Genomic DNA, 24,859 nt, shown 5'->3' with positions numbered 1-24,859 from the left:
TGTCATACCAATCACAACTGATTGTAATATGGTACAATGTTCATACAATGTCATTCCAGTGCTTAACACTGGAATATTGTGTTTTTACATAAGGTTAGCTGCTTTTATACTTATCAACTTAGTGTCTAATCTGGATGCCAGAGGGCTTTGTTGCATAGCAGGAGAAAAACTAGCGATTACTGACAAAATTCATTATAAAATAGCCATTTAACCGCTTAAGGATAAATATATCATAAAAAATGAGAGTCAGTAACCAAGGTAAATATAACAAATTTTTCCAAGAAATAGGAATATTTTCATTTAGGCAAGGTGTTGATAAGAAGTTTAAGCTACAAGAGCATTAAATATAGTGATGAAGCACGAGAATATCTAAATCACACATATTGAGAAGCAACCTTCAACAAGTGTAGATGGAGCACAAGCACAATCTTTAGCAGGTGAAAAGAAACAACTATAGTTTTCGTTATTGTTTAGTGTTGACCTAGAAGGTCAATACTGATATATACCTCTATATAGCTAATGTGTGGAGGTAATATGGTGGTAGATAATCCAAAAGCAGTTAATAATCAGGATTATTTTGATAAAAGTAATCGTTTTTATTTGCGCCTAAAAGATAATTTTTTTCAAAATGTGAATCCAGGTAGTAAAGTGACTATCGATTCTGAAGAGAAGAACGAAGAAGTTAGTATTGATGATGATGAAAAGTGGTTTAAACACTTTTCTACTGTACTTTCCAATGAAGAAGGACAGGAAAAGTATAGATATGAGGTTAATGGCAGGTATGAATATAAACATGCCAATAAGTACGATAGCAAAAATGTCGTAGGTGCAATTGCTCAGAAAATTGCAAAAGATGTAAAGGAAAGTATAAAAGATAATACTTTAGAATATATAGGAATTAAAGAAAGTAGAAAGAAAGGTAAGATTAAGCCTGCACTCAGAATTATGCTTGGCGATCCTACAAAATCAATAAATGTGGTTGATGTTTTAAATAGTGATATATGCAGAAAATATGGTGTAGATGGAATTACATTATTGCTGCCTAGTAAAAGCAAATGTGAAACAAGGGGAATACGCTGCAGAGTTGATGAGAATGGAACAAGAATTTATGAAGTAGCTAACGGCTCATATTATATGACTTTAAATTGGTATGCTGAAGGAGAAGAGTGTGAAATGAAAATTATCATTAGTGATAATGGTGCTGTAGAGTTTATTGAAAGCAATGGTGTCACTTGGGAGCAATTAGCTGCAAATAAAGAAGTAAAAGTAGGAAGACAATATGAAGCGAAGCCTTTATATGAAGCATTGTCATATTTAAAGCGAGAAGGCTCTGAAGTAATAAAAGGATTTTATCCTTCAACAAGTGTGGAAAGCATACAAATCACTACAGGAGTTAATAAGCAAGCAGCTCTTTCAAAGTTATAATTTTCGTTATTGATTGAAATGAAGCCTTTTGGGGACCAAAAGGCTTCATGATCGAAATTTTTGGAAAGATCTTTATTGGAAAATTCAGGGACAGGAATAACATTTTTAAGCTATCGTATAACTATCACTTGCTCGCTGGGAGCTCTATTTTTCATACCACTCATTTATGAGTTTATTGATATCGGAATCCATAAAATCCTTTAGTGGTTGACTGGTTTTTATCTCGGCATTTTTAGGGATACACCTATCTTTACATATTGCGTACTTTATATGAAAGTTAATATCAACATATTCCTGATTTGGAATGATATTAGTTTTAAAGGGAAATAACACCATATCTTCATATATGTTACTAACAAATGTAACTTCCCCAACTTTATCTTCATGTTCCTTGGGAGTAGACCAATGAATATCTATATTTGATATGTTACCCTGACAGTCAAAGGAAGTAGGAAGGCCGAAATCTCCAGGGTCTTTGTAATATATATGCCAACCTGGTTTTATTGTAACCTTTATTGCGCCTTCAATGGTAAGGTTTGCTTTATTTACCTTACCAATGAGCAGATCAAATTTTGCAACTTCTTCTTCAGCGCACAATTGAGTGCAAGAAAAAAGTAAAAGTAGGATTGAGTATATACGTATTTTCATAAATACTCTATTTATGAAGAAAATAATTTAAGTTCTATCTATTATAATAAAAATATTATATAAATCATTTATTAATATAATATTATACTAATAGTAATATACTAGCAATTATAACTTTCATATATTATTTTTTTATTTTTAAGCAGTTATAGCTCTTTTCATAATAGTCCGAAAAGCTTATAGAAAAGCAGAATCAACAGCATGACGAAAAGATGTGAATAGAGGGATGTTTTTCCTAGCTCTGTTTTTTATAGCAAACCAATGATGCTCAATTTTGTTAAAATCGGGAGAATAAGGCGGTAGATATAAAATTTCTGCACCAACTCCTTTAGCAAGTTCAGTAATCTTATTAGACTTATGAAAAGTAGCATTATCAAGGATAACAGTTTGTCCAGGTTCCAAAATCGGTGTCAGGAACTGCTCAAACCATTTATTAAAGATATCCATATTACAGTGGCCTTCAAATGTTAACGGAACAGCTATTTTTCTGCCGTTTAAGGCTGCAATCATACTGATTCGTTGAATTTTTTTACCAGATTTTAGAGCATAAAAGCGCTGTCCCTTCTGGCAATATCCATAAGGGTAGTCCTCAGTGTTATCAATGCCAGACTCATCTATATATACTAAGTTTTGAGGTTCTTTTGTTGCTATAATTTTCAAAAATTCAGCGCGTTTTTCTTCGTTCCTTTCTTTGTATCCATATGTCTTTTTTTGCGTGTGAGTCCAATTTTTTTAAGAGCTCGATGGATCGTTGTGATACTAACATTGCCCCAAAGCTTAGCCATTTCCGATAGAGTTTTTCCACCATGTTTTTTGGCAAATTCAGTAAATTTATTCCTGTCGGTAATTTTGTGATTATAACCTACATTTCCAAGTTTTTTTGACTGAAAATCTCCTGTTTCTTTTTTTCTTTGCTGCCACTCCCATAATGTAGTTTTTCCAATTTTAAATCTTGCTGCCACTGTTTCTCTCCTTTCCCCTTCTTCTAGTACTTCCATTGCTTTTTTTCTTAAATCATAACTATATGCTGCTGGCATACTTACCTTCACTACTATAAAAACTTATTTTACCTCGTTTGGACTATTATGAAAAGAGCTATATAATATTAAAGAGACGTAACAAATATAAATAGTAGTGGCTTTGCATAGAAAATCACAAATTTCTTTCCTTTATAAATGTAAGACTTTTTAGAACTAGAAAGATACCTTGGAGCAAGTTGCTCCAAGGCTCTTGTTTACTTAGAATCCACCCATTCCGCCCATTGCTCCTGCACCCATAGGTGATGAAGCATTTTCTTCTTTGTTTGGTAGATCAACTATCATAGATTCAGTAGTAATAAGTGCGCTTGCTACAGACACTGCCGTTTCAAAAGCAATACGAACTACTTTTGCCGGATCAATTACACCAGCTGTTGATGCATTAGCGTAGTTCATAGCCTCAACGTTGTATATAAGCTCTTTATCATTCTGCTTAATCAAATAGTCAATTATAACAGCAGATTCAAGACCAGCATTTTTAACCAATCTTTTGATTGGAGCACTGAGAACTTTTTTGACAATGTTGATACCTATTTGCTCTTCATCGCTTGAAGCTTTTAGCTTATCAAGAGCAGATGCAGCGTAAAGAAGTGCAACTCCTCCACCTGGAACTATCCCTTCTTCAATTGCAGCTCTTGTTGCATGAAGTGCATCTTCTACTCTATCTCTACGTTCTTTTACCTCTACTTCAGTTGCTCCACCAACTTTGAGTACAGCAACGCCGCCTGATAGTTTTGCTAAACGCTCTCTTAGCTTTTCTTTGTCATAATCAGAGGTTGAAGTTTCAATCTGAGATTTAATCTGGTTAATTCTAGCATTTACTCTGTTTTGTTTGTCACAGTCGCTGTCTTCACTAACAATTGTGGTATTGTCTTTAGTGATTTTAACATTTTTAGCAGTACCAAGATCTTCAAGAGTCAAATCTTCCATCTTGATTCCAAGCTCATCTTTTATGACATACTTAGCACCTGTTAAAGCTGCTATATCTTCGAGCATCTCCTTTCTCCTATCACCAAAACCTGGAGCTTTTACTGCAGCAACTTTTAGACCACGTAATTTGTTGATCACTAAAGTGCTTAATGCTTCACCTTCAACATCTTCTGCAATGATAAACAAAGGTTTACCAGACTTAAAAATAGCCTCAAGAATAGGAAGTAAAGGTTGAATAATATTAAGTTTTTTTTCTGTAATCAGCAAATATGGATCATCAAGCTCCACGCTCATCTTTTCATTATTTGTAACAAAGTATGGAGAGAGATAACCACGGTCAAACTGCATACCAGTTGTAAGTTCAACTTCTAATTCTTTTGAACCCTTACTCTCTTCAACAGTGATGACGCCTTCTTTTCCAACCTTTTTAACAGCATCAGCAATGCTATTACCAATATCTTTATCACCATTTGCAGAAATTATTGCAACTTGTGCAACTTCATCCATTTTCTCTAAAGAAATTGTGCGAGACATTGATGTAATTTCCTTTAATATCACATCTTTTGCCTTCTGTATTCCATTTTTGATACAAATACGATCATTTCCAGCTGCAATTGACTTTGAAGCTTCCATTATCATATTGCTAGTCAGTATTGAGCATGTTGTGGTACCATCACCAACTTTGTCATTACACTGAGAAGCACTTTGAGCAATGGTGCTTACTATCGCAGAGTGTAATGGTTTTTCAGGCTTTATACCTTTCATTACCTTATAGCCATCCTTTGTGACCTCTGGTCCACCATATGGCTTGCTAATTCCTATTGTATTTCCCCTAGGCCCTGCAGTTGCTCCCACCGTTGAGTCAACCATTGCTGCAACTTCACGAAAGGCTTCTTGCAACTGTTCGCCTGATACTACTATGTTAGCCATTTTTATCACTCCTTAAATTAATAAAAAATTTAGAATATTAAAATACATAATGCACTATATAGCGCATTAGTTTAGTAAAATAGGGATACCTACTTGATAACAGCAAGTAGGTCTGACTCCTTCATCACGACATACTTTTCATTGTCATGCTCTACTTCTGTGCCAGCCCACTGCCTGTAGAAAACCTTATCACCAGTTTTTACAGTTAAAGCTATACGCTCTCCGCTTGAGTTGCGTGAACCACTACCAATTGCTATAACTTCACCTTTAGTAGGCTTCTTTTCAGCACTTGATGGTAGTACAATTCCACCTTGTTTTTCTTCAGTAATAGGCTTTATTAGCACGTTATCATCTAATACATTCAAATTTACACTTGACATTTATGTTTCCTCATTAATAGATTAACCTACAATTCTATGTAGTCATCTAAAGGTTACATTTCAAGGGTTGGAGTTAGTAAAAGTGTATAATTAAGATTTGAACAGAAGTTTTATGGGTTACATACCGCTAGCAAACCGTAGTCTAATATCTTTATACGGACCAGATACGAGAGATTTTCTTCAGGGTGTTATAACAAATGATATTAATAAACTAAGTAGCCAGCAGGCAATTTACTCTTTATTACTCAACCCTCAGGGAAAATATCTGTACGATTTTTTCCTCATTGAGCATGATAAATATATTTATTTGGAGTGTGAAAATGCCCATCTACAGCAAATAATTGAAAAATTAGACTTGCTCAAAACTTACCTTAGAGTGAGGATTAAAGACATTAGTTCACTATATAAGGTTGGAGTTTTGTTTGATGCTAAGTTGGCGAAGTGTAGTAGTAAGTCACAAGTTATTTTTCAAGATCCAAGGCACAAGCTGCTAGGAATGAGGATCATACATGAAGATGAAATAAAAGAACCGGTTGGAGATTTTATTCAGTATGAAAAAGTTAGAATTAAAAACCTTGTCCCAGATGGAGCAAAAGATATGGTGCAAAATTCATCATTTCCGCTGCAATATTTAATCGATAAGATAAATGGTATAAGCTTTAATAAAGGGTGCTATATAGGTCAGGAAGTTGTAAATCGAATGAGCAGACAAGAAAAATTCAGAAGGAAACTTTACCTTGTTGAGGGAAAAAATGCACTTCCAAATATTGGCACTAAAGTAATCAGTGAACATAATGAAGAAGTAGGAGAACTACGCTCTAGTGTCGACAATATTGGACTTGCATTGCTTAATACTGGAAAAAGCCACGCAAATTTATATGTCGGTGGAGTTAGCATTAAGACGTTATAAAATATCTATTCGAGTAAAAGCCCCTTTTTCTTGTTTAAGTGTTTGCAATACTAGTTAAATTCTTGACTTTATTATTTAAATATATCATAATTGAAGAACAAACAACTTTACGCAATGATCTAGAGCTTGTAATAAAAGGAACCGGAACTAAGGATATAGTTCAAATACTTGAAGAAGCTAAAACAGAAGATCTTTTTGCTGTTTTTAAATTATATAGAGGTGAAAAAGGAGACGAAGATTCTCCTTATACAAGAGTTAGCCTTTTATTCGATCTTCTTGGTAAGAATAAAATTTGCGAATCAGCCGTTTTCGATATGGTTAAAAAGAGAAATATATTAAAAGAATTTTTAAGTATCGATCTTAGCTGTGTAAAATCGGATAATGGTATTCGCGAAGATTATAGAATGGCTGATATTATTGTGAAATCTTCAGTTAATATAACTGAAGATTTAGATTTAATCAAAGACAAATTTGGATTAAAAGAGTTTTGGAAAGCTTTACCTGAAGATTCAGATCGTAATATGATTAAAGGTGCTTTAAAAAGAGAGATGGGGAAACTGGGAGATGATCAAGAGAAAAGTAAATATAAAAATTTTCTAGAAGAAATCAGTATAATCGAATCGGAACAAGCGTTCAATACAAGAACGTTAAGGGGAATGGAAAGGACACTAGATTTTGGAGATAACCGTGAGTTAAGGAAAAATGCAGTTAAGAAAGGAATGAAATTTGGTGCTATTGGTGGTGCTATAACTGCATTGGCAGTTGGGTTGGGATTGTATTTTGGTACTGGTGCCGCATTAACGGCATTGCCGACTATAATTGGTATAGCTTTAGTCGCTGCATTATTAGTTGGAGCTACGATTGGTGCTATTACGTACGATGTTTTAAAGCCTAAGAGTTGTATAGATACCGTTTATACGACAAAAGGGTTTGACACTGTAAAACAAGAAACTAATACAGCGACAGGTATATCAGTTTAATTAAGTAGAGCGAAGAAGTTTTCTTCCTTTTTCTCCAAATTTTTTACTTCGTTAGGTACCCTTAATCCTATTCAGGGTACCTAGATCTGATAATAGGTGTAACCATAAACTCGTGCAAAAGCCCCTTTTTCTTGTTTAAGTTATTCACAGAATTGTTAATAACTAAGTTGATAACCTAGTAGAGTATATAATTTTACATTTCTGAGTACTTTGGAGATCTATAATAAATATGATCTCCAAATACTAATATATAATTGAGAATAAAAAAACTGTGGATAACTCTGAAAAGTTATATTTATTTTAATATTTAAAAAAAAAGAAACAACCATTAAGGGAGCTAAGCTAATACAATCATATAAAAGATTACATATTTGGTTATAGTTTTAATATTTTTCTAACAAAAGCCAATAAGGGGGTAGTCTTGGAAAATTTTTCCTAAAAGATAAAATTTTTAAGTGCTTTTGAAGTGATACTTTAGGTATTTTTAAAGTAATACTTTTAAAGTATCAATTGAACATTTTTGAGCATTAATCTGGAGGTTCAACAGGCACTTTTTTATGCTGTTTGAGAAGACCAAAAATTGCATTTTCTCTTGCTGAAAGCTTGTGTTTCTTATATTTTCCATAATATACATTATGTAATTTTTAATACTAACAAAAACATTTCCCAAATTTTTACACAGCAACCTATCTGGTTCTGTTGCATCTATAAACCATAGAAAAGAAGATCATTAAAGCTGGGATTATAGGAGTTATAGAGCCATTAACATAGCAAAATTCTCAAAAGTAGAAACATTGTCATTAGCTCCGATAATTTGTTTTTTCTGAATCATGCGAATATTTTCTATACCTGTAATAGTAATCTTTGCGGAATGAAAATTTTTAAAACTAAGCATAGGCTTTATTCGCTTCTTGATAAACCTCTCAACAATATTATTTAGATATTTTATTTGAAGAACTGTGATTCTATAATCTTCAGAAATTTCTGCATTCAAATCATCAAGAGCAGCAGTATTACTGCCGCTTTTATCAATGACAATTTTCTCAGGAAGATAGTTACTCCTGAAGGCTTTACGAAAGAATGCAAGTGCTGCAGACTTGTCTCTACTAACACACAAGAGGAAGTCTACAGTATTACCAATAGTGCTCTATATAAATAAACCCATTTACCGTTTAATTTAATGTAGGTCTCTCCAACTACTACCAACCTGCTTCTTTCTTTTCCTTACTGCCTAATCTATCAGTGGTGATAACCCACTTTGTAACGTAGCATGGTCAATTTTTGCTCCCCTTATACTCATAATTTCTTCCAAATCTCGATAGCTCAAAGAGAATCGACATTTCATGTATACAGATAACATCGCTGAAAAGCTAAATCCTTTGAAGGATGGCAATAATTTTTTATTGATACGAAACATCTTTGCTTTATTTTTAGACAATTATATCATTCTTTTTTCTACTTCCCTACAAATGCGACAGAACCGAAGTTACTGCTATTCACTTTTTGTATAGTTTTTAGCAAAAGCTTCCTCCCAAGTGCCTTGAGTTGCTGCACGGCTATACTCTGTTACTCTATTTTCAAAGAAATTTGTATGTTCCACGCCATTTAGTATTTCATCAAGCCACGGAATAGGGTTATCTTTAACATTATATATAGATTTAAGACCTAATTGCGTTAACCTTCTGTTTGCTATGTAACGTATATAATTGCGCACTTCCTCTGCAGATAGCCCTTCAACATCTCCTAAATCAAAAGCAAGACTTATAAATTCATCTTCAAGTTCAACAATAGTGCGACATGCAGAATATAATTCTTCTTTGAACTCGTCATTCCAAATTTCATTATTCTCTTTAATAAACGTATTGAACAAATTGATAATTGAATTGGTATGCAAGGTTTCGTCACGTGCTGACCAAGCAATTATTTGCCCCATACCTTTCATTTTTCCAAACCGTTGAAAATTGAGCAAAATTGCAAATGATGCAAATAACTGCAATCCTTCAGTGAAGGCACCAAATACTGCTAAAGTTTTAGCAACATGTTTTTTATCTTGCTTTTTACTTTCCTCAAATTCTAACATATATTCATACTTCTTTCTCATAGCATCATATTTTAAGAATGCTTGATATTCACTTTCTGGCATGCCAATCGTATCTAGAAGGTATGAATAGGCTGCAATGTGTATAGTCTCCATATTGGAAAAGCTTGCAAGCATCATACATATTTCTGTTGGCTTAAATATATTTGAATAATGCCTCATATAGCAATTATTTACTTCAATATCTGCTTGAGTAAAAAACCTAAAAATCTGGGTCAATAAATTTTTCTCTACATTCGAAAGTTTAGTTTTCCAATCTTTCACATCATCAGCAAGCGGAACTTCTTCAGGTATCCAGTGTATCCTTTGTTGCTGCAACCATGCATCATATGCCCAAGGATAATTAAAAGGCTTGTATATTGGATCTGCTTCTAGCAATGACATAAGGTACCTAATTATTTTGAAGTAAATATTATATTAAATGATATTGAGAATCAGTCAATTTAACTTTTTTGAAATTTGACGACAGATAGTTTATCAGTGTATTATGATTTCAAATAATTAATTGACGAAATGCGAGTATTAATATCTTTTATTTTATTATTTACAGTGAGCTGCACTCACACTATTCACAATCACGGAGTTCCTGGCATTAATATTGAACTGTGGAGCAAAATACAAGTAGGTGATGATAGAGAAAAAGTGGTTCATACTTTAGGATCGCCAACACTAGTATCAAAGTTCGACGAAAATGTTTGGTACTATGTCTCATATAAAATTAAACAAGCTAACTTCTTAGGAAAAAGGAAGTACAGTAGTAAGTCTCTGCAAATTTCGTTTAATCAGAATGACGAAGTTACAGATATAAGAGAAATCAACGTTGCAGAAAGGTCTTTAGCTGTTGTTGATTGAAAATTTGCTGATCTATTTTTCATCACAAGTATCAGCACTTTGAGCTATTTCATTGTTAGAGTGGGGATAATCATCCGGATGATGCCCCTCATCACCGTAGTCCATACCCATTCCTTCTGATGGCATATCTTCTCCACCACCACCTGAAAAATATTCAGCAAGACTTTCAAGAAATTTTATGCCAAACATATTACCTGATTTCCCAAATAACGTTACTAGACTGCTACCACTTACCAAACCTTCAAACACATTATTATAAGCAGCAATTGCTCCTTCATGAAAGTTGAACATCCACTTCATTCCATCCACAATTGTTGCAACAGAGTCACTATGACCAAGACCGAAACCACTTTTCTCACTAGCGGCTTCCTGGTGTTGCTGCTGTGCCTGCCATTCTGCAATATTTGGACCTTGTGCTTCACTCATAAACTTTTATTCTAAGCCTTAAGCTATTATTTTACCAAAAACACTGTAAAATATCAATTGTTTAAGAGAGGTTATCTAAAAATAGCTAACACTAAGCTATTTTTATGATTCTGAATACCAAAACATCGATAATGTGCTGTAGTAACAAAGTGATGACTTGAGGTTTAAAACAGCTTCTATTTCTTCTTAGAAGACTGCTCCTCTCTCTTTTCTTTTTATTATATATTATCTTAGTATTAACTTACTCATAAATTATTGACAAGTACTAATAATTTAATTATCATTAATATAATATTAATAATAAGGAAGAAAAATGCTTACTAATGATTTATCTAATAGTAACACACCATCATCAGCTCCGCCACCACCCCCACCTCCACCACCTGCAAATTGGGAAAAAAATCGGAAGCCAGCGAAAAATAACGATAAAGATGGAAAATCTCCTAGTGTTACTGCAGAAAAAAGCAGCAGTGGCAATAAGCCAAGAAGAGATCAATCTAAGAGTCCTGTTCAACAATCATCTCTTAATTTTGCAGAAAATCCACTATTTAAGAAAAAACAAGAAGAACATAATGTAAATAGCGAAACTGCAGATGAAGGAAGCAAGAATAGTATTCATGTTAAGAATCCAGAAATAGCGCTCAATCATAAAGAAGAAGATAATGCGAGTGACAAAACTAAAAATGATAGAAGCAATACTAAACAGGTTATGCCGAAAAAACCTATGACTGAACAACATAATGGTGTACACTCTGATAGTGAAAATCAAAAGTCATCTGTAGCAGAACAAAAAAAGGCAACTGGCTTAAAATATTCAATTGCTATTTTATTATTATGTACATCCAGTACTGTAGCTGGAGTATACACGTGTTTCATCATTTTAGAGGTATTAAGTAGTGCTGCAGTGCCAGTGTCTTCTGCAGTTATTGCTTTTGTTTCTGCATCGGTTATGTTGAGCTTAGCTGCATATCTTATCAATTCACACCTTTCTGCAATAAACAGCGAGAAAGGAGTTGATCCTGGTAGAAAACAATCACAAGATTTACAGAAAGCAAAAGGACTTGAACACAGCAATACTCATACATCATCACTTTCAGTAACGCTTGGAACATCCAGTGCACCGCCACCACCACCACCTCCTCCTCCATCTTTAGGGAATAATTTCCCTTCTGGGCCTGCAACGGATGCTGATATGTTTGCAGAGATGAAGAGTAAGACACTAAAGAAAACTGATTCTTTTGCAGGTAAACCTGGGGGTCATAACGAAACTTATGCTTTGTTTGCAGAAATAAAAAAAGGAAAAAAACTCATGAGCAAGGAAGAGCGTGACAAGATTGAGAAGAAGAGGTTAAAAGAACAGGAAGCAAAGAAGTCAAGCAATAAAGGAGGTGGGCAACAAGAAAAAAAAGAAGATCTTATGGCTGATTTGAATAAAGTACTTCTGAAACGAAGGGCAGGCCTTCATGGAAAGCAAGGGAGCAACGTACAACAGCCAAGTAACCTGGACGGGGCATTCAATAAAATGTCAGATATGATCCCACCACCACGGAGTCGTAGTAGTAGTGTATCGAGTAGCAGTAGTGAAGAGTATGAACAAGATTGGAGCGATAATGAAAGTACATATTCAACACCTCTAAACCCTCAACTAGACAATAAAAAAAGAAGGGATAGTTCTGACAGTGGTCATGAATCTGATGATAATGTAAAACCTAAATCCACAACTCCACCACGTTCTACACTAAAGGCAGAGAAGCCACCGATATCGCCTAAGCCTGTTAATTCAAAAACGAAATCTGAAGCTTCTTCTCCAACAAAAACAAATACTGTGGAGCTAGCAAGTAGTGAGATGCAAGAATCGTCTACTGTTTCTGTTCAGGAAATCCGAAAGAGATTTGAATAATAAGGAAATGTCAAGAAAAGCACCATACACTTTCCTTCCTTTTTAAAATAAGTTTACCTAAAGGCCTGATTGTACTAAGATTGCTTAGTACAATCAGATTTATCAAATGCGTTTATCTCAATATTACCTGCCAACTTTAAAAGAAACCCCGGCTGGTGCTGAAATTATTTCTCATCAATATTTGTTACGTGCGGGCTTAATCAAGCAGACAGCATCTGGAATTTATTCTTGGCTGCCGCTTGGTCTTTTGGTACTTAAAAATATTGAAAATATTATCAGAGATGAAATTGGTGCAATTGAAGTGTTGATGCCTTGTGTGCAGCCAGCAAGTCTTTGGCGAGAGTCAGGACGTTACGATGATTACGGCAAAGAAATGCTACGTATTAAAGATAGGCATGAAAGCGATATGCTTTTTGGTCCAACACATGAGGAGGTGGTAACTGATTTGATTAGAAATACGGTAAAAAGTTACAAAGATTTACCACTTTGTTTATATCAAATTCAGTGGAAGTTTCGTGACGAAGTAAGACCTCGTTATGGCGTTATGAGAGGCAGGGAATTTCTGATGAAGGATGCATACAGTTTTGATGTAGATTACGAAGGTGCACTGAATTCATATAATTTGATGTATAAAACTTACATAAAAATCTTCAAACGAATGGGGCTTACTCCAATTGGAGTGAGGGCAGATACAGGACCAATTGGAGGAAATTTAAGTCATGAATTTCATATATTGGCAAACACCGGTGAGAGCACTCTATATTATGACAATAAACTTTTTGAATTACTAGAAAGCGAAGATATTGAAAGCCTGAAGAGCATATATGCAGTTGCAGACGATATGCATGATCCTGAAAGTTGTCCTATAACGCAAGAACAGTTAAATGTTAGCAAGGGTATTGAAATAGGGCATATTTTTTATTTTGGTGATAAATATTCGAAACCTATGAAGGCAAGTGTTACTTCTCAAGATGGAAAAAATGTTAACATGCATATGGGTTCGTATGGTATTGGAGTTTCAAGGCTTGTTGGCGCAATAATAGAAGCTTTCCATGATGATAAAGGAATTATCTGGCCAGAGGCAGTAGCTCCTTTTAAAGTTGGTTTGATCAATTTACAAACAAAAGTAACGGAGGCTGCAGATAAAATATACAAAGCTTTGAAAAGCGATGAAGTGCTTTATGATGATACAGACGAAAGTGTAGGAGTGAAATTTGCCAGAATGGATCTGATAGGCTTGCCATGGCAAATAATTATTGGAAAGAAAGCAGTAAGTGAAAATATAGTTGAAGTAAAAAATAGGGCAACTGGAGAGGTAGAGGAAATACAAGTTGAAGAAGCAATAAATCGTTTTAGCGCAAAATGATATACGGTATTGGCACTGACATAGTATATATACCCAGAATATTGAGAATATCACAAAAATACGGGGAAAAATTTCTCAATAAAGTCTATACTAAGAAGGAAATAGAGATAAGCAAAAAATATAATAGCCAAGAAGTAAGAGCAAAATATTTTGCTAAACGCTTTGCTGCAAAGGAAGCTTTTGTTAAAGCGCTAGGCACTGGATTCAGCCAAGGAATTATAATGAAAGATATAGAAATATACAGTAATATCAGGGGAAAACCACATCTTGCTATCACAAAGGATTTCATCTCGAAAGACTACAAGATACACCTTTCTCTAAGTGATGATCAAGATTATGCTACTGCGTTTGTTGTAATTTGCGTTGAGTAGATATTGTTTAGTACATATGATTTCAAAAATTTTTTTGAAATTATACTTTGACCTACACAGATCGACCTTTCTGTGAATCCTGGTTTCTGCTTTCTTCAACTTGTTTTGCAAAAGACGTCTCTTGTGTATTCATATGTTGAAGTGGTTTAGCAATTTCGCGCACAACAGCAGCAACTGCAGTTAAAAACGCCTTGAACAATCCACCTAAAACTCCACCAACTGCTTCTCTACCGTACATACGAGCTTGCTTTTCATTGTCATCAGCAGTTTCCCCTGCCCTCCTTCGTGGATCCATTCTATGAGCAATAACTGAAAACAACACCCCCCTAATTGAAGACTTCACTCGTGCTTTTGCCTTCTGAACATCCCCATCACTTGCTACTTCATGTTTTTCCCTACTATTCATTAGCTCCTTTTGTTGTTGAAAACTTAAGATCTCTTCCATCAGTTGTTTCTTTCTCTTTTCCAGAACTCTTTTCTTGGACTCTGATTTATCGCGAGTGTGTTTTGTGGTTTCAAGTTCTACATCAATATCCTCAGATGCTGCTTGGCTATATAAGGTTTCTATGAGCCTATCTATACTTCGCTTTACTTGCATAGTCCTTTCGTAACTATCTAAATTATCAACTCCTTCATCAATTTGACTTAAAATATCCTCGAAAGGTTTTAAATACTCTTTAAATTGCTCTTCGAGCTGATTTTCATTCTTCAAATTCCTTTCTCTTCTGTCATCGCTATTCTCTTCAACATTATCATCGCCTTCTTCGAAAAGATCCTCATCATTCATAATTTTTTTTAATTTATTCCCACTTATTATTATTGTATATGAAAAAATTAAATTAACACTAATGAAAAGTGTTCACAACTTCAGCACTGGCTAAAACTACAGTGAAGCTGTCAAAAGTGGCAGGATCATAATATCTCTCATACAATTCAACCGAACACCTGAGTTTTATCTTCTCCTTAGCATTAAAACTAATCTCATAATCATTATTAGAGTTTAACATTGCAGAATTACGCAATAATTCATCAGCCAATACTGAATTTAAAATGCCATTAATTTTTATTGTAATCTTTCTACTTCCAGCACAATCAAGCACTTTTCTCCAGCCAAAAGAGGAAATATCTTTCATCTCCTCTTTGTTATTACGCAAAGTAAACCTTAAGTTTCGTATATTATTCAGCACAACAAAATTATTGTCATGACCTTTAATTTTCAGCTGTAATTTGCTCATCGCTACCTCCTTGTATTAAAATATCAAAATTAATTGTTGAATGTAAAACTTCATCATGCTGATTTATAACACAATTACTTTCCAAAATGGTCTCACTACTAATGCTCTTTACCACCAAGCCAACATGCTTTATAGCAGCAAGCATGCTGCTTATATGATAAGTATATATGTCGCATGAAAATCTTACTTTTGTAGCAAAATTAGATAGCATATGCAGGTTAACATAATTTACTATGCGCAATCTCAGATAAGGAATAGTAACCTGCTTAGGCAGGTAATCATAGATGTTAGTAACATATTTCTTTAAATCAGAGTTTGCTTTTAATGCTGCATAAATACTATCATACAACTCATTTATAATTTGAATTTTTTCCATCTCACAGATACGTTTACGAAGATTGCAATTTGCAGGTACAACAGATGGTATCATCCTAGTGCTTACTGCACGAACATTATCTGTCAAGAAGATGTCATCCCATCCCCAGACACTGGTTCACTTTATAATGATGTCGTTCCAGTAGCTCTTTCTTGTAATCCCAGTACTGGGATCCAGGAATTTTATTAAGTTGGTAAGCATAAAAGTAGCCGTTTTATTTTAAAATACAACGTTTTGATGATCATGAAAAAACTGGATCCCAGTACTGGGATGACATCGAAGGGGCTACTCGGATGACACCATCTGTTGTATCTGCTATTGAATGACAAACAGGAACTACAAAACAACCTTTGGTTCGCGAAATGGAGAATACACCTTCTTTACCTCAGATAAATGGCTACTTACTTCTGATTCACGATTTTTATAGAGAGCAGAAACATGCTGTATAATACCTAGCTTTATTTGCTCAGGAACACTATCATAACCAGCTTCATATACAACATCAGCCCTTATTATGTTCAAATAATTGAAAAATTCAATATAGCTTCCTATATCACTAAAATAATAACTAAGTTTTCTATTCTTATCAGTAGCCAATATTATTTTATTCACAGGACCATAGCTTAAATAGATTCTACGAGGTATATAACCTTCATATGAAACTTGCCACGTTTGCTTTACTAGAGACTTTTCCATATGCCACTGAGCATAATCAGTTGCCATAAAAATAAAACTTGAAATCAACTTATCATCTTGATCATTTTCAATTCGTAAAAAAGATTTAACCTCTCCTAAAGTTACTGGAAAAGATTTAGGCTTAGACTTACGTTGTATATTTATGATTGGATACTTTAGTCTTGTTGACATAACAACCCTCCTTTTCTATATATAGCTAAAATAAGTAAGACTTATCTATAAAAAATCTTACTTATTTTAGTTATCACTTAATATTAAATTGCAGCAGCAACTCTATCGTACAAGTATATTGAGAAGAGAACGTATTAACGCTGTTTCTCCTTTTTTTAGGCCGGATTTTAGTAGATTGACATTCTGAGAATGAATGTTATTGAAAGTGAAGTTTAGCTCTTTAGCAAGTAGACTGCGAAATTTCTGCACACTTTCATATGCGATGTTTTCAAGTTCATGTGCAAACTTATCTTGAGCTACAGCTAATATGTCTTCAACTTTCTCATTGAACTCTTCTAGCTTTCTTTCCTTACCTTTAAAATTTTTCGTAAAAGTTTTCATATTAATTGGCCTCAACTATTCTTGTAATTATAATGACAATAAAAAGACTACCGAAGTAAAAAATTAGCACTACAATACTGCAAACAACAGCAGCACACCAAACCGGTTCACTTTATAGCGTAAATTCAAGTATGTCATTCAAGTAGCCCTTTTTTGTCATCCCAGTGCCCAGACACTGGGATCTAAGTTGCTCACAAGCAAACTAGCATAGAAAGGTGGTACAACGTTTTCGATGAGATTGCAGAAAGGCTGGATTCCAGCATCAAGTGCTGGAATGACACCCTCTATATAAACGTTAAGAAATTTACTAATAAAAAAAGGCAAAAGCGTTAGCTAGTTGTTACTCTCTCATCCTAAAAATTGGCGTTCTATACTGTATTTAAACATTTTATAAGCCCGCTTCAGCTTATATTAGGTAGAAATTGTTGTGAAGACATAAAGTGCACATAGCGGAAAGATTTATAAGACGCCAACTGTATAATACTTTTGTCGTTTAATCTGAACAGATTGAAGGTAATAAAACACTTTGAATTTTATAGTAAGGAAGCTGAAAGATTTGTCAAGTAGTTTTCTTATCTTTTACAGGCATAATTTACATGCTACAATCAAATTTTCATAACTGGTGAATAAAAATGCAAAGAGATAAAATTAAAGTAGAAATAAAAAAGTTATCACATGGCAAAAGCTTGCCTCTTCCCTGTTATGCAACTATGCAGAGTGCTGGCATGGATCTTTATGCTGCATTGGACGACTCTGTTATTTTAAATCCACTTGAAAGGTTACTTATTCCAACTGGCATTGTAATTGCAATACCAAACGGTTTTGAAGGACAAGTTCGCCCACGTTCTGGGCTTGCTGCAAAACATGGAATCACTGTCTTAAATTCTCCGGGCACTATAGACTCCGATTATCGAGGTGAAGTTAAAGTTTGCCTAATCAATCTAAGTAATCAGCCATATGAAATAAAAAGAGGAGATAGAATTGCACAAATTCTTATCACTCCTGTACCTGAGATAATTTGGAACAACATAGAAGAATTCTATGCAAAAGAAACTGCTCGCAATGAAGGAGGCTTCGGCTCAAGTGGTAGATAATTTATTGTTTATAAGTTGACAATAATAATTCTTTACATACAACTTTAATTAATTTAAATGAGGCAATTATGTTAATTTTTAAAAACCACCGTGGCCAGCTCCACAAAACAAATACTGCACTTTTAGTACTTACTTCTCTGTATGTTATAGGCGCAGCAGTAGCACTTTCATCACCATATTTGATGTCTTCAACTTATATACTTGTTCCACTTGCAGCTTTTGCAGCTACACCACTTGGAATGAGTGTTTTAGCATTTGTTACTGTTGCACTGATTAGTTTAGCAATATATTCCTTCATGAAAAATAATGAAATATCTGAACTTAAAGCTCCGAGAATTGTTGCTGGTAGCTCTCAAAGATACCTGATGTTGCAGGTAACAAATAAAGATCTTGAATTTATTGAAAAGAACTATAAGAACGAAAATGGTGAATATACTATAGATTTTACTAACTCAAAAGGCGAAGTATTCAAAGCTGAGAGTTATGGTCAGATCAGATATATTGGTAATCCTGATCCAATCTTGCTTGGCAACACTAAACTCCTTGATATACATCAGCTATACAAGAAGAAAGGGGATAGTACATTTGAACAGATAAATTGTGGACAGGAGTTAAAAACGTTAGGTTTAAACGTTGAAGAAAATAATGTTCAAGAACTAACCATCGAATTTGTGCCAAGCTCAATTGTTAAGTCACCAAAAGTTGAACACGAAAAGCCAGAAAGATTATTAATCAGCCAAGTATAAAAGGAATAAGTCTTCCCTTCATTTTTTAGTGTTAATGACTTAAACTTATTGTAGAAACTGTCTCAAAAAATAGATATTCACATACTTGTAAGAAATTTGCTAAGGATTTTTATTTAGTCTGACTGCATCCTTTACCTTATCTAACAACCCATTAATAAAGCCAATTTTGTTTGGAGCATCAAGTAAATCAGATGCAATGTTAGTATATTCATTAATAACAATTGGTGCTGGTGTATCAAAATCAATTAACTCACATACTGCAATACGCAAAATAGATAAGCTTATAAGATTTAATCGTGAAAGTGACCAGCTTGGGTGTAAATAAGACTCTATTATTTTATCATATTCTTCACTGCTTTTTATAACCTTACATAACAAGTTTTCTAAGAACTGATGTTCAAATTCTTCACATTCAAATATATCTTTCAACGTACTTATGTAGTCCTTAAGCTCACAATTTTCCAATTTAAAAGTGCTTTTGTTGTAACTTACAAAAATATTTGAATAAGCAATTTGTACAGCAAGAAATCTTGCCGTACTTCTTTTTATGCGCCATTTTTTATCTACTGGTTTTTCCTCCATTATTTTAATTTATTGTGTAGATCTATCATATGCAAAACAGTTGAGGCTGCATGGCCACCAACGTTCTTTTTATTTTTGTCAGCTCTAATTAGTGCTTTATCTTTACTATCTGCTGTGATTATTCCCATACCAAGAGGTATTGCATGATGCATAACAATTGCATTTAAGCCTTCGATTACTCCTTTACAAACGTATTTATAATGATCAGTTTCACCACGAATTACACATCCAAGAGCTAAATAACCATCATAATTAGTATTCTTGCCTTTGACCGCAAAAAGAATTGCAGCTGGTATCTCAAACGTACCAGGCGCTTTAATTATCTCGTAACCAATATTATTTCCTTTGAATTTATCAGTTGCACCCTCAAGCAAAAGGTTTGCTATTTCAGTATAATAAACTGAATTAACTATTAGTATTTTCGACATTCATTCCTACTTTTCTTGTTAAAAGCAACTTTATTAATGATTGTTGAACCAGAGTTATAATATTACTAAATATCCAATATATTACCAGGCCGGCAGGAAAAGAAGAAAAAATAAAGACAGAAATGTAAGGTAAAAACTTCATAACATTTACTTGAATATCATCTTTACTGGTTTGATCTTTCTCACTTAGCTTCTGCTGAATTATCATGGTAGCGCCGAAAATTATAGGTAAAATGCCTATAGAAATAGGAAAGTTATAATTAAACAACCCAAATAATGTAAAAATGTTTGTTGGATCAGAAGCTGAAAGATCCTTAATCCATAAATAAAAAGGGGCGTGTCTCATCTCTATAGTAACAAATAATACTTTATACAGAGCAAAAAATACTGGTATTTGTATGAGCATAGGGAAAATGCTCGACATTGGATTTACATTGTTTCTCTTGAACAACGCAATTGTCTCTTTGTGCTGCTTTAAGCTGTCATTTTTGTACAACTCTTTTATACGAGTTAATTCAGGCTGCAGGCTTTTCACCTTGAACATCGAAATATATGATCTATTAGATAAGGGAAGCATCAAAAGTTTGATTACTAAAGTTAGCAATAATATTGCTAAGCCAAAATTTTTCAAAACAAAGTTAAAATATTCAAGCAGTAAAAACACTGGCTTGGTTATAAAATAAAGTACACCAAAATCTACAGCCTTATCAAATAAAGGTATATTAAGAGTGTCTTTATAAGAATCAAGTAAATTCAACTTCTTTGCCCCAGCAAAAAAGTAGTTCAGAGTAGAAACACTTGCACCAGGGAGTATGTGTTTGTAAGGTTTAACAAAATCTACTTGAAACTTATCAATGTTATTAACATTCGTATGCTTAATACTTACATTTATTTGATCAGATTTTTCAGGTATGATAGCTGTAAACCAATATTTATCAGCAAAACCAAACCAACTTTTTTCACTTGTGCTGGCCTTTATTAAACGTTTCTTGGAAATATCCTTATATGTCCACTCCTCTAGTTTATTGTTAAATGCACCTAGTACTCCTTCATGTGATATCCAATAGGATTCGTTAATATTATCACGTTTACGATTGATTTTACCATAGGGAACCAAAACTACATTATCTTTTGTATTGTTTTCAATAATTTGCTCAACTTTAAACATGTAGTTATCGTCAAGGCTAATTTTCATTCTAAATAAAATGCCATTTTCATTATCCCAAAATAAATTGACCTCTTTTTGATTGAGTTTATCTGCTTGCCATACTGTTTTAGAATCTGGAACTTTAATCTTTTCATTCGGATCGAGCCACCCAAATTCTGCGAAATATACATCTTTTGATTCTGCAGGTGACAGTAACACCACTTGTGGAGAAGAAGAACTCGGTTCTAAGTGGTAGTTAGTTAAGATTAAGTCATCAAACCTTGCACCTTTCAGAGAAATTGATCCTTCAAGCATGTTATTGGTTAAATTAACTCTCTGTTCTCTAGTAGAATTAATAATTTCAGAACGATTTTGGTATATCATAGGAGCAAGGTCGTTAGAAGATTCGATATGTTCAATATTTTCAATCGATGGTTGGCTTTGGCTCGTGTTAAGAAAATTATCATAAATAATATGCCATAATACTATAATCAATATAGAAAGAATTGTTGCTAAAATTAAATTTTTTGCTTCTGACATGAAATTAAATCGAACATACCTCCTTAAAGTATATATTAAATATTGTACTAAAACAATAAAATTTACTTATTTTTAATAATAGCTTTTAACGCTAATCTTAAAAATTTACTCTTATGGCTTCAAATTTTAATAATATGAATGCAGCAAAAAATCTAGTTATTTGGCTACTGATAATAGTCATTACTGCAATGTTTATTGATTCACAAGGGGATAAACTAAGCAATAGGTTTCTGAGCACTTTTCTACCGTACAAAGGAAGGGTTCAAAATGGCGGAAGTATTGAATTTACAAAGTCATACGATGGACACTTTTATATTCAAGCTCAAGTCAATGATCGTAATATAACGTTTTTGCTTGATACCGGAGCAACTGATATTGTTCTATCGCAAAAAGATGCGTTACATGCTGGTATTAACTTACAAAACATTCAAGACTTTAAAATATATGAAACTGCAAAAGGTCAAATAAAAGCTGGTGTTGTTCACATCCCTCAAGTTAAAATAGGAAATTTTTTAATTAATGATGTACACGCTAGTGTTAATACTCACTCTATGTCCCATTCATTACTTGGTATGAGCTTTTTGAGATATTTTCATTTCACTATTAGGGATAATAAGCTAATATTATATCGTAGTTAAACGTTCTATACTCTACTTATCAACGCTCTGCAGGTCAATATAGGAGCAGAGATAAATATTGCGGAACAGGTGCCGATTGCAATGCCAAAAGAAATGATTAAGCAGAAGTCTCTGACCACACCTGTACAAATCAGCACTAAAGGAAGAGCAGCAAGAAGAGTAGTACCTGAAGTTAACATAGTACGAAATAGTGTAGAATTAATGCTAGCATCAACTATTTCATCCATTTCTACATCTTTTCTATTTTTTTTATACTCTCGAATCCGATCGTATATAACCACTGAATTATTGATTGAATAGCCAATCACGGTAAGTAGAGCTGCAACTGATGAAATATTAAACTCAATACTCGTTAAGCTGATAAAGCCAAGAGTTAAAATCACATCATGGATCAGTGCCATTATTCCACCAAGTCCACACTGCCAGCTAAATCTAAGCCAAACATAAAAAAATATTCCAATAATTGCAATTAACATGGCTGATATCCCTTCAAATATCTGCGTTGAGCCTATTTGTGGACCAACATAATCTATTTTACGATAAGTTACTAAATTACCTAATTTGCTTTCTAATATACTTTTAACCTTTTTAATTTTATCTTCATCTCCCTCATCTTTAAACCGCACAACTAAGTTATCACCAGCTTTTGAACTCTGTATCGTAAATCCACTCTCTTTTAATATACCGAGAATAGCATCATCCTTGCTTGAAGATTTTATCTCTATCAAAATTCCACCTGTAAAGTCTATACCCAAATTCATTCCACGCAGCATAAAAGTAAGCATTGAAAAAATGATAAGAATAACGCTAACAAGTGCTGTCAAATTTCTATATTTACTAAATCTTATATCAAGATTATCTGGAATAAGTCTAATTGCCATATTTCCTACTTAAATTGTGATTTTATATACTTTTTAAGCAATCGACTAGCTATTTTCTCTTAGCTTATACTAATAATGATCTTTGATTTACTTAATCTACTTGAAAAAGATATTTGATCAAAAAAATGAAAACAGCCTGGTTGTCATTAATAAAGTGCTACTTAAACATCTTTTTTAATCGATTGATTTCATCAGCAAATTTTGGGTCAGTTCTTATGAAATTTTCCACTTGTTTGACTGCGTGTATAACAGTAGCATGATCTCTACCACCAAAATTTCTTCCAATATCTGGTAAACTTTTTTGCGTAAACTTCTTTGCGAAATACATAGCTATTTGTCTCGGCCTCGCAAGACTGCGGAGCCTTCTATTAGATTGCATATCTGCAATCTTTATATTGAAAAATTCAGCTATTTTTTTCTGTATTTCTTCTATTGTGATTGACCTATGATTTGACCTAAGAAGATCAATTAGGGTCTCACTAGCTGATTCTACTGTCATGCTTCTTCCAATTAAAGAGGTATGAGCAACCTTATTTAATGCTCCTTCTAGTTCTCTTATATTGGATTTTATATTCCTTGCCAAAAATTCTAGGACATCCTTTGGAACATACATATTCATTCGTTCCACTTTCGCCTGCAATATACCAAGTCTTAATTCAAAAGTTGTTTCATTAATATCTGCAACTAATCCCCAACCAAGTCGTGATTTTATTCTTTCTTCTACTCCATCAAGATCACTAGGAGACCTATCAGCTGATATAACCAATTGTTTATTTTGGTCTATCAATGCATTGAAAGTGTGAAAAAATTCTTCTTGTGTACTATCTTTACCACTGATAAATTGCACATCATCTACCATCAATACATCTACTGATCTAAATTGCTCTTTAAATAACATAATATCTTTGCTCCGCAGCGCCGTAATATATTGATACATAAATTTCTCTGCTGATAAATATACCACTTTTCTTTTTGCTGACGGAGAATTGACTATGTCCCAAGCTATAGCATGCATTAAATGTGTTTTACCAAGTCCCACTCCACCATATAGAAATAAAGGGTTGCTTCCTGATATTGGATCTATAGATTCCGCTACACGCTTTGCCGCTGTAAATGCTAACTCATTTGACTTTCCTACCACAAAATTATCAAAAGTGAATCTGGTATCTAGTGGTGAACCAAGATTATGATTATTTTCCTCTCTATTTTTTAGTATCGTATTAGAATTTGAATTTCTTTCTTCAATTAATTGAATATCAATAGAACATACACTTTGATCTTCGCTTTGCCATAATGACAATATTTTTTCCATGTAGTGAACTGTAATCCACTCCTTTATAAATCTTGTTGGTACAGACAACAAAACTTCTCCATTTCTGTTGCTGATAAATCTTAGTGAACTCAGCCAGCTGTTATATGTTGCTTCTCCATAGAGATTATGGAGATAATTTTGGATTTTTTCCCAAGTAACATTGTGGTCCGTTACTGTAATAATCTGATCAAAAAACATAGTAGAAACCTTAGGGTTAGTTAAGTTCATATACCACACCAAGAAAGAATAATAATCAGAAAGATGCAAGATAATCAATAGCTTACTGTAAGATAAAAAGCTAACACTACTTAATACATATCTAAAATTATGAGGATTTTTTGACGAGTTGTAAAGAGTATAAAAGCACTAAAATTGATCA

Annotated in this window: 26 protein-coding genes and 2 pseudogenes; 10 read left to right on the top strand and 18 right to left on the bottom strand. The window is 33.6% G+C overall.

Annotation, left to right across the window (positions count from 1 at the left end):
* Nucleotides 1–534: 534 nt before the first annotated feature.
* Complete coding sequence (locus tag WP_RS00140) at nucleotides 535–1,425, top strand: hypothetical protein (protein ID WP_007302816.1); 891 nt, start codon at nucleotides 535–537, stop codon at nucleotides 1,423–1,425.
* A 144-nt stretch (nucleotides 1,426–1,569) separates the two neighbouring features.
* On the opposite strand, the gene WP_RS00135 is transcribed toward WP_RS00140, so the two are convergent.
* From WP_RS00135 to WP_RS00115, 4 genes are all read right to left on the bottom strand, one after another.
* Entirely contained in the window at nucleotides 1,570–2,073 is a 504-nt protein-coding gene (locus WP_RS00135; protein WP_007302815.1) for a protein-disulfide reductase DsbD domain-containing protein, read from the bottom strand.
* A 177-nt stretch (nucleotides 2,074–2,250) separates the two neighbouring features.
* Nucleotides 2,251–3,110, bottom strand: a protein-coding gene (locus WP_RS07005) for an IS630-like element ISWpi11 family transposase (RefSeq protein ID WP_076611713.1) whose coding sequence is annotated in 2 segments (ribosomal slippage) — nucleotides 2,251–2,786 and nucleotides 2,786–3,110 — 861 coding nt in all. Because the reading frame shifts where the segments join, the coding sequence is not laid out codon by codon here.
* Nucleotides 3,111–3,311: 201 nt separating this feature from the next.
* Entirely contained in the window at nucleotides 3,312–4,970 is a 1,659-nt protein-coding gene (gene groL / locus WP_RS00120) for a chaperonin GroEL (protein ID WP_007302814.1), read from the bottom strand.
* A gap of 89 nt (nucleotides 4,971–5,059) precedes the next feature.
* Nucleotides 5,060–5,350 carry a co-chaperone GroES gene (locus tag WP_RS00115; protein WP_007302813.1) on the bottom strand — a complete coding sequence of 97 codons (291 nt, stop codon included), beginning with the start codon at nucleotides 5,348–5,350 and terminating at the stop codon, nucleotides 5,060–5,062.
* A gap of 112 nt (nucleotides 5,351–5,462) precedes the next feature.
* On the opposite strand from WP_RS00115, the gene ygfZ reads away from it, so the two are divergent.
* The gene (gene ygfZ / locus WP_RS00110; protein ID WP_006012580.1) at nucleotides 5,463–6,260 is read left to right on the top strand and encodes a CAF17-like 4Fe-4S cluster assembly/insertion protein YgfZ; all 798 of its coding nucleotides are present in this window, start codon (nucleotides 5,463–5,465) and stop codon (nucleotides 6,258–6,260) included.
* A 62-nt stretch (nucleotides 6,261–6,322) separates the two neighbouring features.
* Complete coding sequence (locus WP_RS00105) at nucleotides 6,323–7,240, top strand: hypothetical protein (protein WP_007302812.1); 918 nt, start codon at nucleotides 6,323–6,325, stop codon at nucleotides 7,238–7,240.
* Between the two features lie 751 nt (nucleotides 7,241–7,991).
* On the opposite strand, the pseudogene WP_RS06995 reads toward WP_RS00105, so the two are convergent.
* Both WP_RS06995 and WP_RS00095 read right to left on the bottom strand, forming a co-directional pair.
* Nucleotides 7,992–8,657, bottom strand: a pseudogene (locus WP_RS06995) (IS6 family transposase).
* Nucleotides 8,658–8,732: 75 nt separating this feature from the next.
* Nucleotides 8,733–9,722 carry a ribonucleotide-diphosphate reductase subunit beta gene (locus WP_RS00095; protein WP_007302810.1) on the bottom strand — a complete coding sequence of 330 codons (990 nt, stop codon included), beginning with the start codon at nucleotides 9,720–9,722 and terminating at the stop codon, nucleotides 8,733–8,735.
* Nucleotides 9,723–9,851: 129 nt separating this feature from the next.
* Between WP_RS00095 and WP_RS00090 the strand changes: the two genes are divergently transcribed.
* Nucleotides 9,852–10,190 carry an outer membrane protein assembly factor BamE gene (locus tag WP_RS00090; protein WP_007302809.1) on the top strand — a complete coding sequence of 113 codons (339 nt, stop codon included), beginning with the start codon at nucleotides 9,852–9,854 and terminating at the stop codon, nucleotides 10,188–10,190.
* A gap of 30 nt (nucleotides 10,191–10,220) precedes the next feature.
* Here WP_RS00090 and WP_RS00085 read toward each other — a convergent pair.
* A pseudogene (locus tag WP_RS00085) lies at nucleotides 10,221–10,616 on the bottom strand (hypothetical protein); the annotation flags it as partial.
* A 313-nt stretch (nucleotides 10,617–10,929) separates the two neighbouring features.
* Here WP_RS00085 and WP_RS00080 point away from each other — a divergent pair.
* From WP_RS00080 to WP_RS00070, 3 genes are all read left to right on the top strand, one after another.
* Entirely contained in the window at nucleotides 10,930–12,516 is a 1,587-nt protein-coding gene (locus WP_RS00080; protein WP_012481717.1) for a hypothetical protein, read from the top strand.
* Between the two features lie 106 nt (nucleotides 12,517–12,622).
* Nucleotides 12,623–13,882, top strand: a complete 1,260-nt coding sequence (gene proS / locus WP_RS00075; RefSeq protein WP_007302805.1) for a proline--tRNA ligase — start codon at nucleotides 12,623–12,625, stop codon at nucleotides 13,880–13,882.
* Complete coding sequence (locus WP_RS00070) at nucleotides 13,879–14,253, top strand: holo-[acyl-carrier-protein] synthase (protein ID WP_007302804.1); 375 nt, start codon at nucleotides 13,879–13,881, stop codon at nucleotides 14,251–14,253. The genes proS and WP_RS00070 overlap by 4 nt, the downstream gene beginning before the upstream one ends.
* 52 nt (nucleotides 14,254–14,305) lie before the next feature.
* Here the strand turns inward: WP_RS00070 and WP_RS00065 are convergent, their stop codons facing one another.
* The 6 genes from WP_RS00065 to WP_RS07455 form a co-directional block, all read right to left on the bottom strand.
* A complete protein-coding gene (locus WP_RS00065) occupies nucleotides 14,306–15,040 on the bottom strand; it encodes a hypothetical protein (RefSeq protein WP_006013937.1) in 735 nt (244 codons plus the stop codon).
* 58 nt (nucleotides 15,041–15,098) lie between these two features.
* On the bottom strand, nucleotides 15,099–15,488 hold the full coding sequence (locus WP_RS00060; protein ID WP_007302803.1) for a phage tail tube protein: 390 nt from the start codon (nucleotides 15,486–15,488) through the stop codon (nucleotides 15,099–15,101).
* Nucleotides 15,463–15,918 (bottom strand): DUF3168 domain-containing protein, encoded by a 456-nt coding sequence (locus tag WP_RS00055; RefSeq protein WP_012481716.1) that lies wholly within the window; start codon nucleotides 15,916–15,918, stop codon nucleotides 15,463–15,465. Before WP_RS00055 ends, WP_RS00060 begins: the two co-directional genes overlap by 26 nt.
* A gap of 282 nt (nucleotides 15,919–16,200) precedes the next feature.
* The gene (locus WP_RS00050) at nucleotides 16,201–16,731 is read right to left on the bottom strand and encodes a head-tail connector protein (RefSeq protein WP_007302801.1); all 531 of its coding nucleotides are present in this window, start codon (nucleotides 16,729–16,731) and stop codon (nucleotides 16,201–16,203) included.
* 102 nt (nucleotides 16,732–16,833) lie between these two features.
* Complete coding sequence (locus WP_RS00045; RefSeq protein WP_007302800.1) at nucleotides 16,834–17,112, bottom strand: hypothetical protein; 279 nt, start codon at nucleotides 17,110–17,112, stop codon at nucleotides 16,834–16,836.
* 156 nt (nucleotides 17,113–17,268) lie between these two features.
* Nucleotides 17,269–17,436 (bottom strand): hypothetical protein, encoded by a 168-nt coding sequence (locus WP_RS07455; protein ID WP_012481715.1) that lies wholly within the window; start codon nucleotides 17,434–17,436, stop codon nucleotides 17,269–17,271.
* Nucleotides 17,437–17,744: 308 nt separating this feature from the next.
* Here WP_RS07455 and dut point away from each other — a divergent pair, with 308 nt between their 5' ends.
* Nucleotides 17,745–18,206, top strand: a complete 462-nt coding sequence (gene dut, locus WP_RS00040; protein ID WP_007302799.1) for a dUTP diphosphatase — start codon at nucleotides 17,745–17,747, stop codon at nucleotides 18,204–18,206.
* A 68-nt stretch (nucleotides 18,207–18,274) separates the two neighbouring features.
* Complete coding sequence (locus WP_RS00035; protein WP_007302798.1) at nucleotides 18,275–18,952, top strand: hypothetical protein; 678 nt, start codon at nucleotides 18,275–18,277, stop codon at nucleotides 18,950–18,952.
* 99 nt (nucleotides 18,953–19,051) lie between these two features.
* Here WP_RS00035 and nusB read toward each other — a convergent pair whose 3' ends face one another.
* The 3 genes from nusB to yidC are packed head-to-tail and all read right to left on the bottom strand — an operon-like array spanning nucleotide 19,052 to nucleotide 21,649.
* On the bottom strand, nucleotides 19,052–19,534 hold the full coding sequence (gene nusB, locus WP_RS00030) for a transcription antitermination factor NusB (protein ID WP_006014794.1): 483 nt from the start codon (nucleotides 19,532–19,534) through the stop codon (nucleotides 19,052–19,054).
* A complete protein-coding gene (locus WP_RS00025; RefSeq protein WP_007302797.1) occupies nucleotides 19,534–19,962 on the bottom strand; it encodes a 6,7-dimethyl-8-ribityllumazine synthase in 429 nt (142 codons plus the stop codon). Before WP_RS00025 ends, nusB begins: the two co-directional genes overlap by 1 nt.
* On the bottom strand, nucleotides 19,940–21,649 hold the full coding sequence (gene yidC / locus WP_RS00020) for a membrane protein insertase YidC (RefSeq protein ID WP_007302796.1): 1,710 nt from the start codon (nucleotides 21,647–21,649) through the stop codon (nucleotides 19,940–19,942). The genes WP_RS00025 and yidC overlap by 23 nt, the downstream gene beginning before the upstream one ends.
* 113 nt (nucleotides 21,650–21,762) lie before the next feature.
* On the opposite strand from yidC, the gene WP_RS00015 reads away from it, so the two are divergent.
* Nucleotides 21,763–22,287: a TIGR02281 family clan AA aspartic protease gene (locus WP_RS00015; protein WP_007302795.1), complete on the top strand. Its 525-nt coding sequence runs from the start codon at nucleotides 21,763–21,765 to the stop codon at nucleotides 22,285–22,287.
* 5 nt (nucleotides 22,288–22,292) lie between these two features.
* Here WP_RS00015 and secF read toward each other — a convergent pair whose 3' ends face one another.
* Together secF and dnaA are read right to left on the bottom strand one after the other, a co-directional pair.
* The gene (gene secF / locus WP_RS00010) at nucleotides 22,293–23,168 is read right to left on the bottom strand and encodes a protein translocase subunit SecF (RefSeq protein WP_007302794.1); all 876 of its coding nucleotides are present in this window, start codon (nucleotides 23,166–23,168) and stop codon (nucleotides 22,293–22,295) included.
* Between the two features lie 157 nt (nucleotides 23,169–23,325).
* The gene (gene dnaA / locus WP_RS00005; RefSeq protein ID WP_012481713.1) at nucleotides 23,326–24,708 is read right to left on the bottom strand and encodes a chromosomal replication initiator protein DnaA; all 1,383 of its coding nucleotides are present in this window, start codon (nucleotides 24,706–24,708) and stop codon (nucleotides 23,326–23,328) included.
* Between the last annotated feature and the right edge of the window lie 151 nt (nucleotides 24,709–24,859).

It is taken from the genome of Wolbachia endosymbiont of Culex quinquefasciatus Pel, from assembly GCF_000073005.1.
GTDB lineage: Bacteria > Pseudomonadota > Alphaproteobacteria > Rickettsiales > Anaplasmataceae > Wolbachia.
This window is presented reverse-complemented; position numbering and strand designations above follow the sequence as displayed.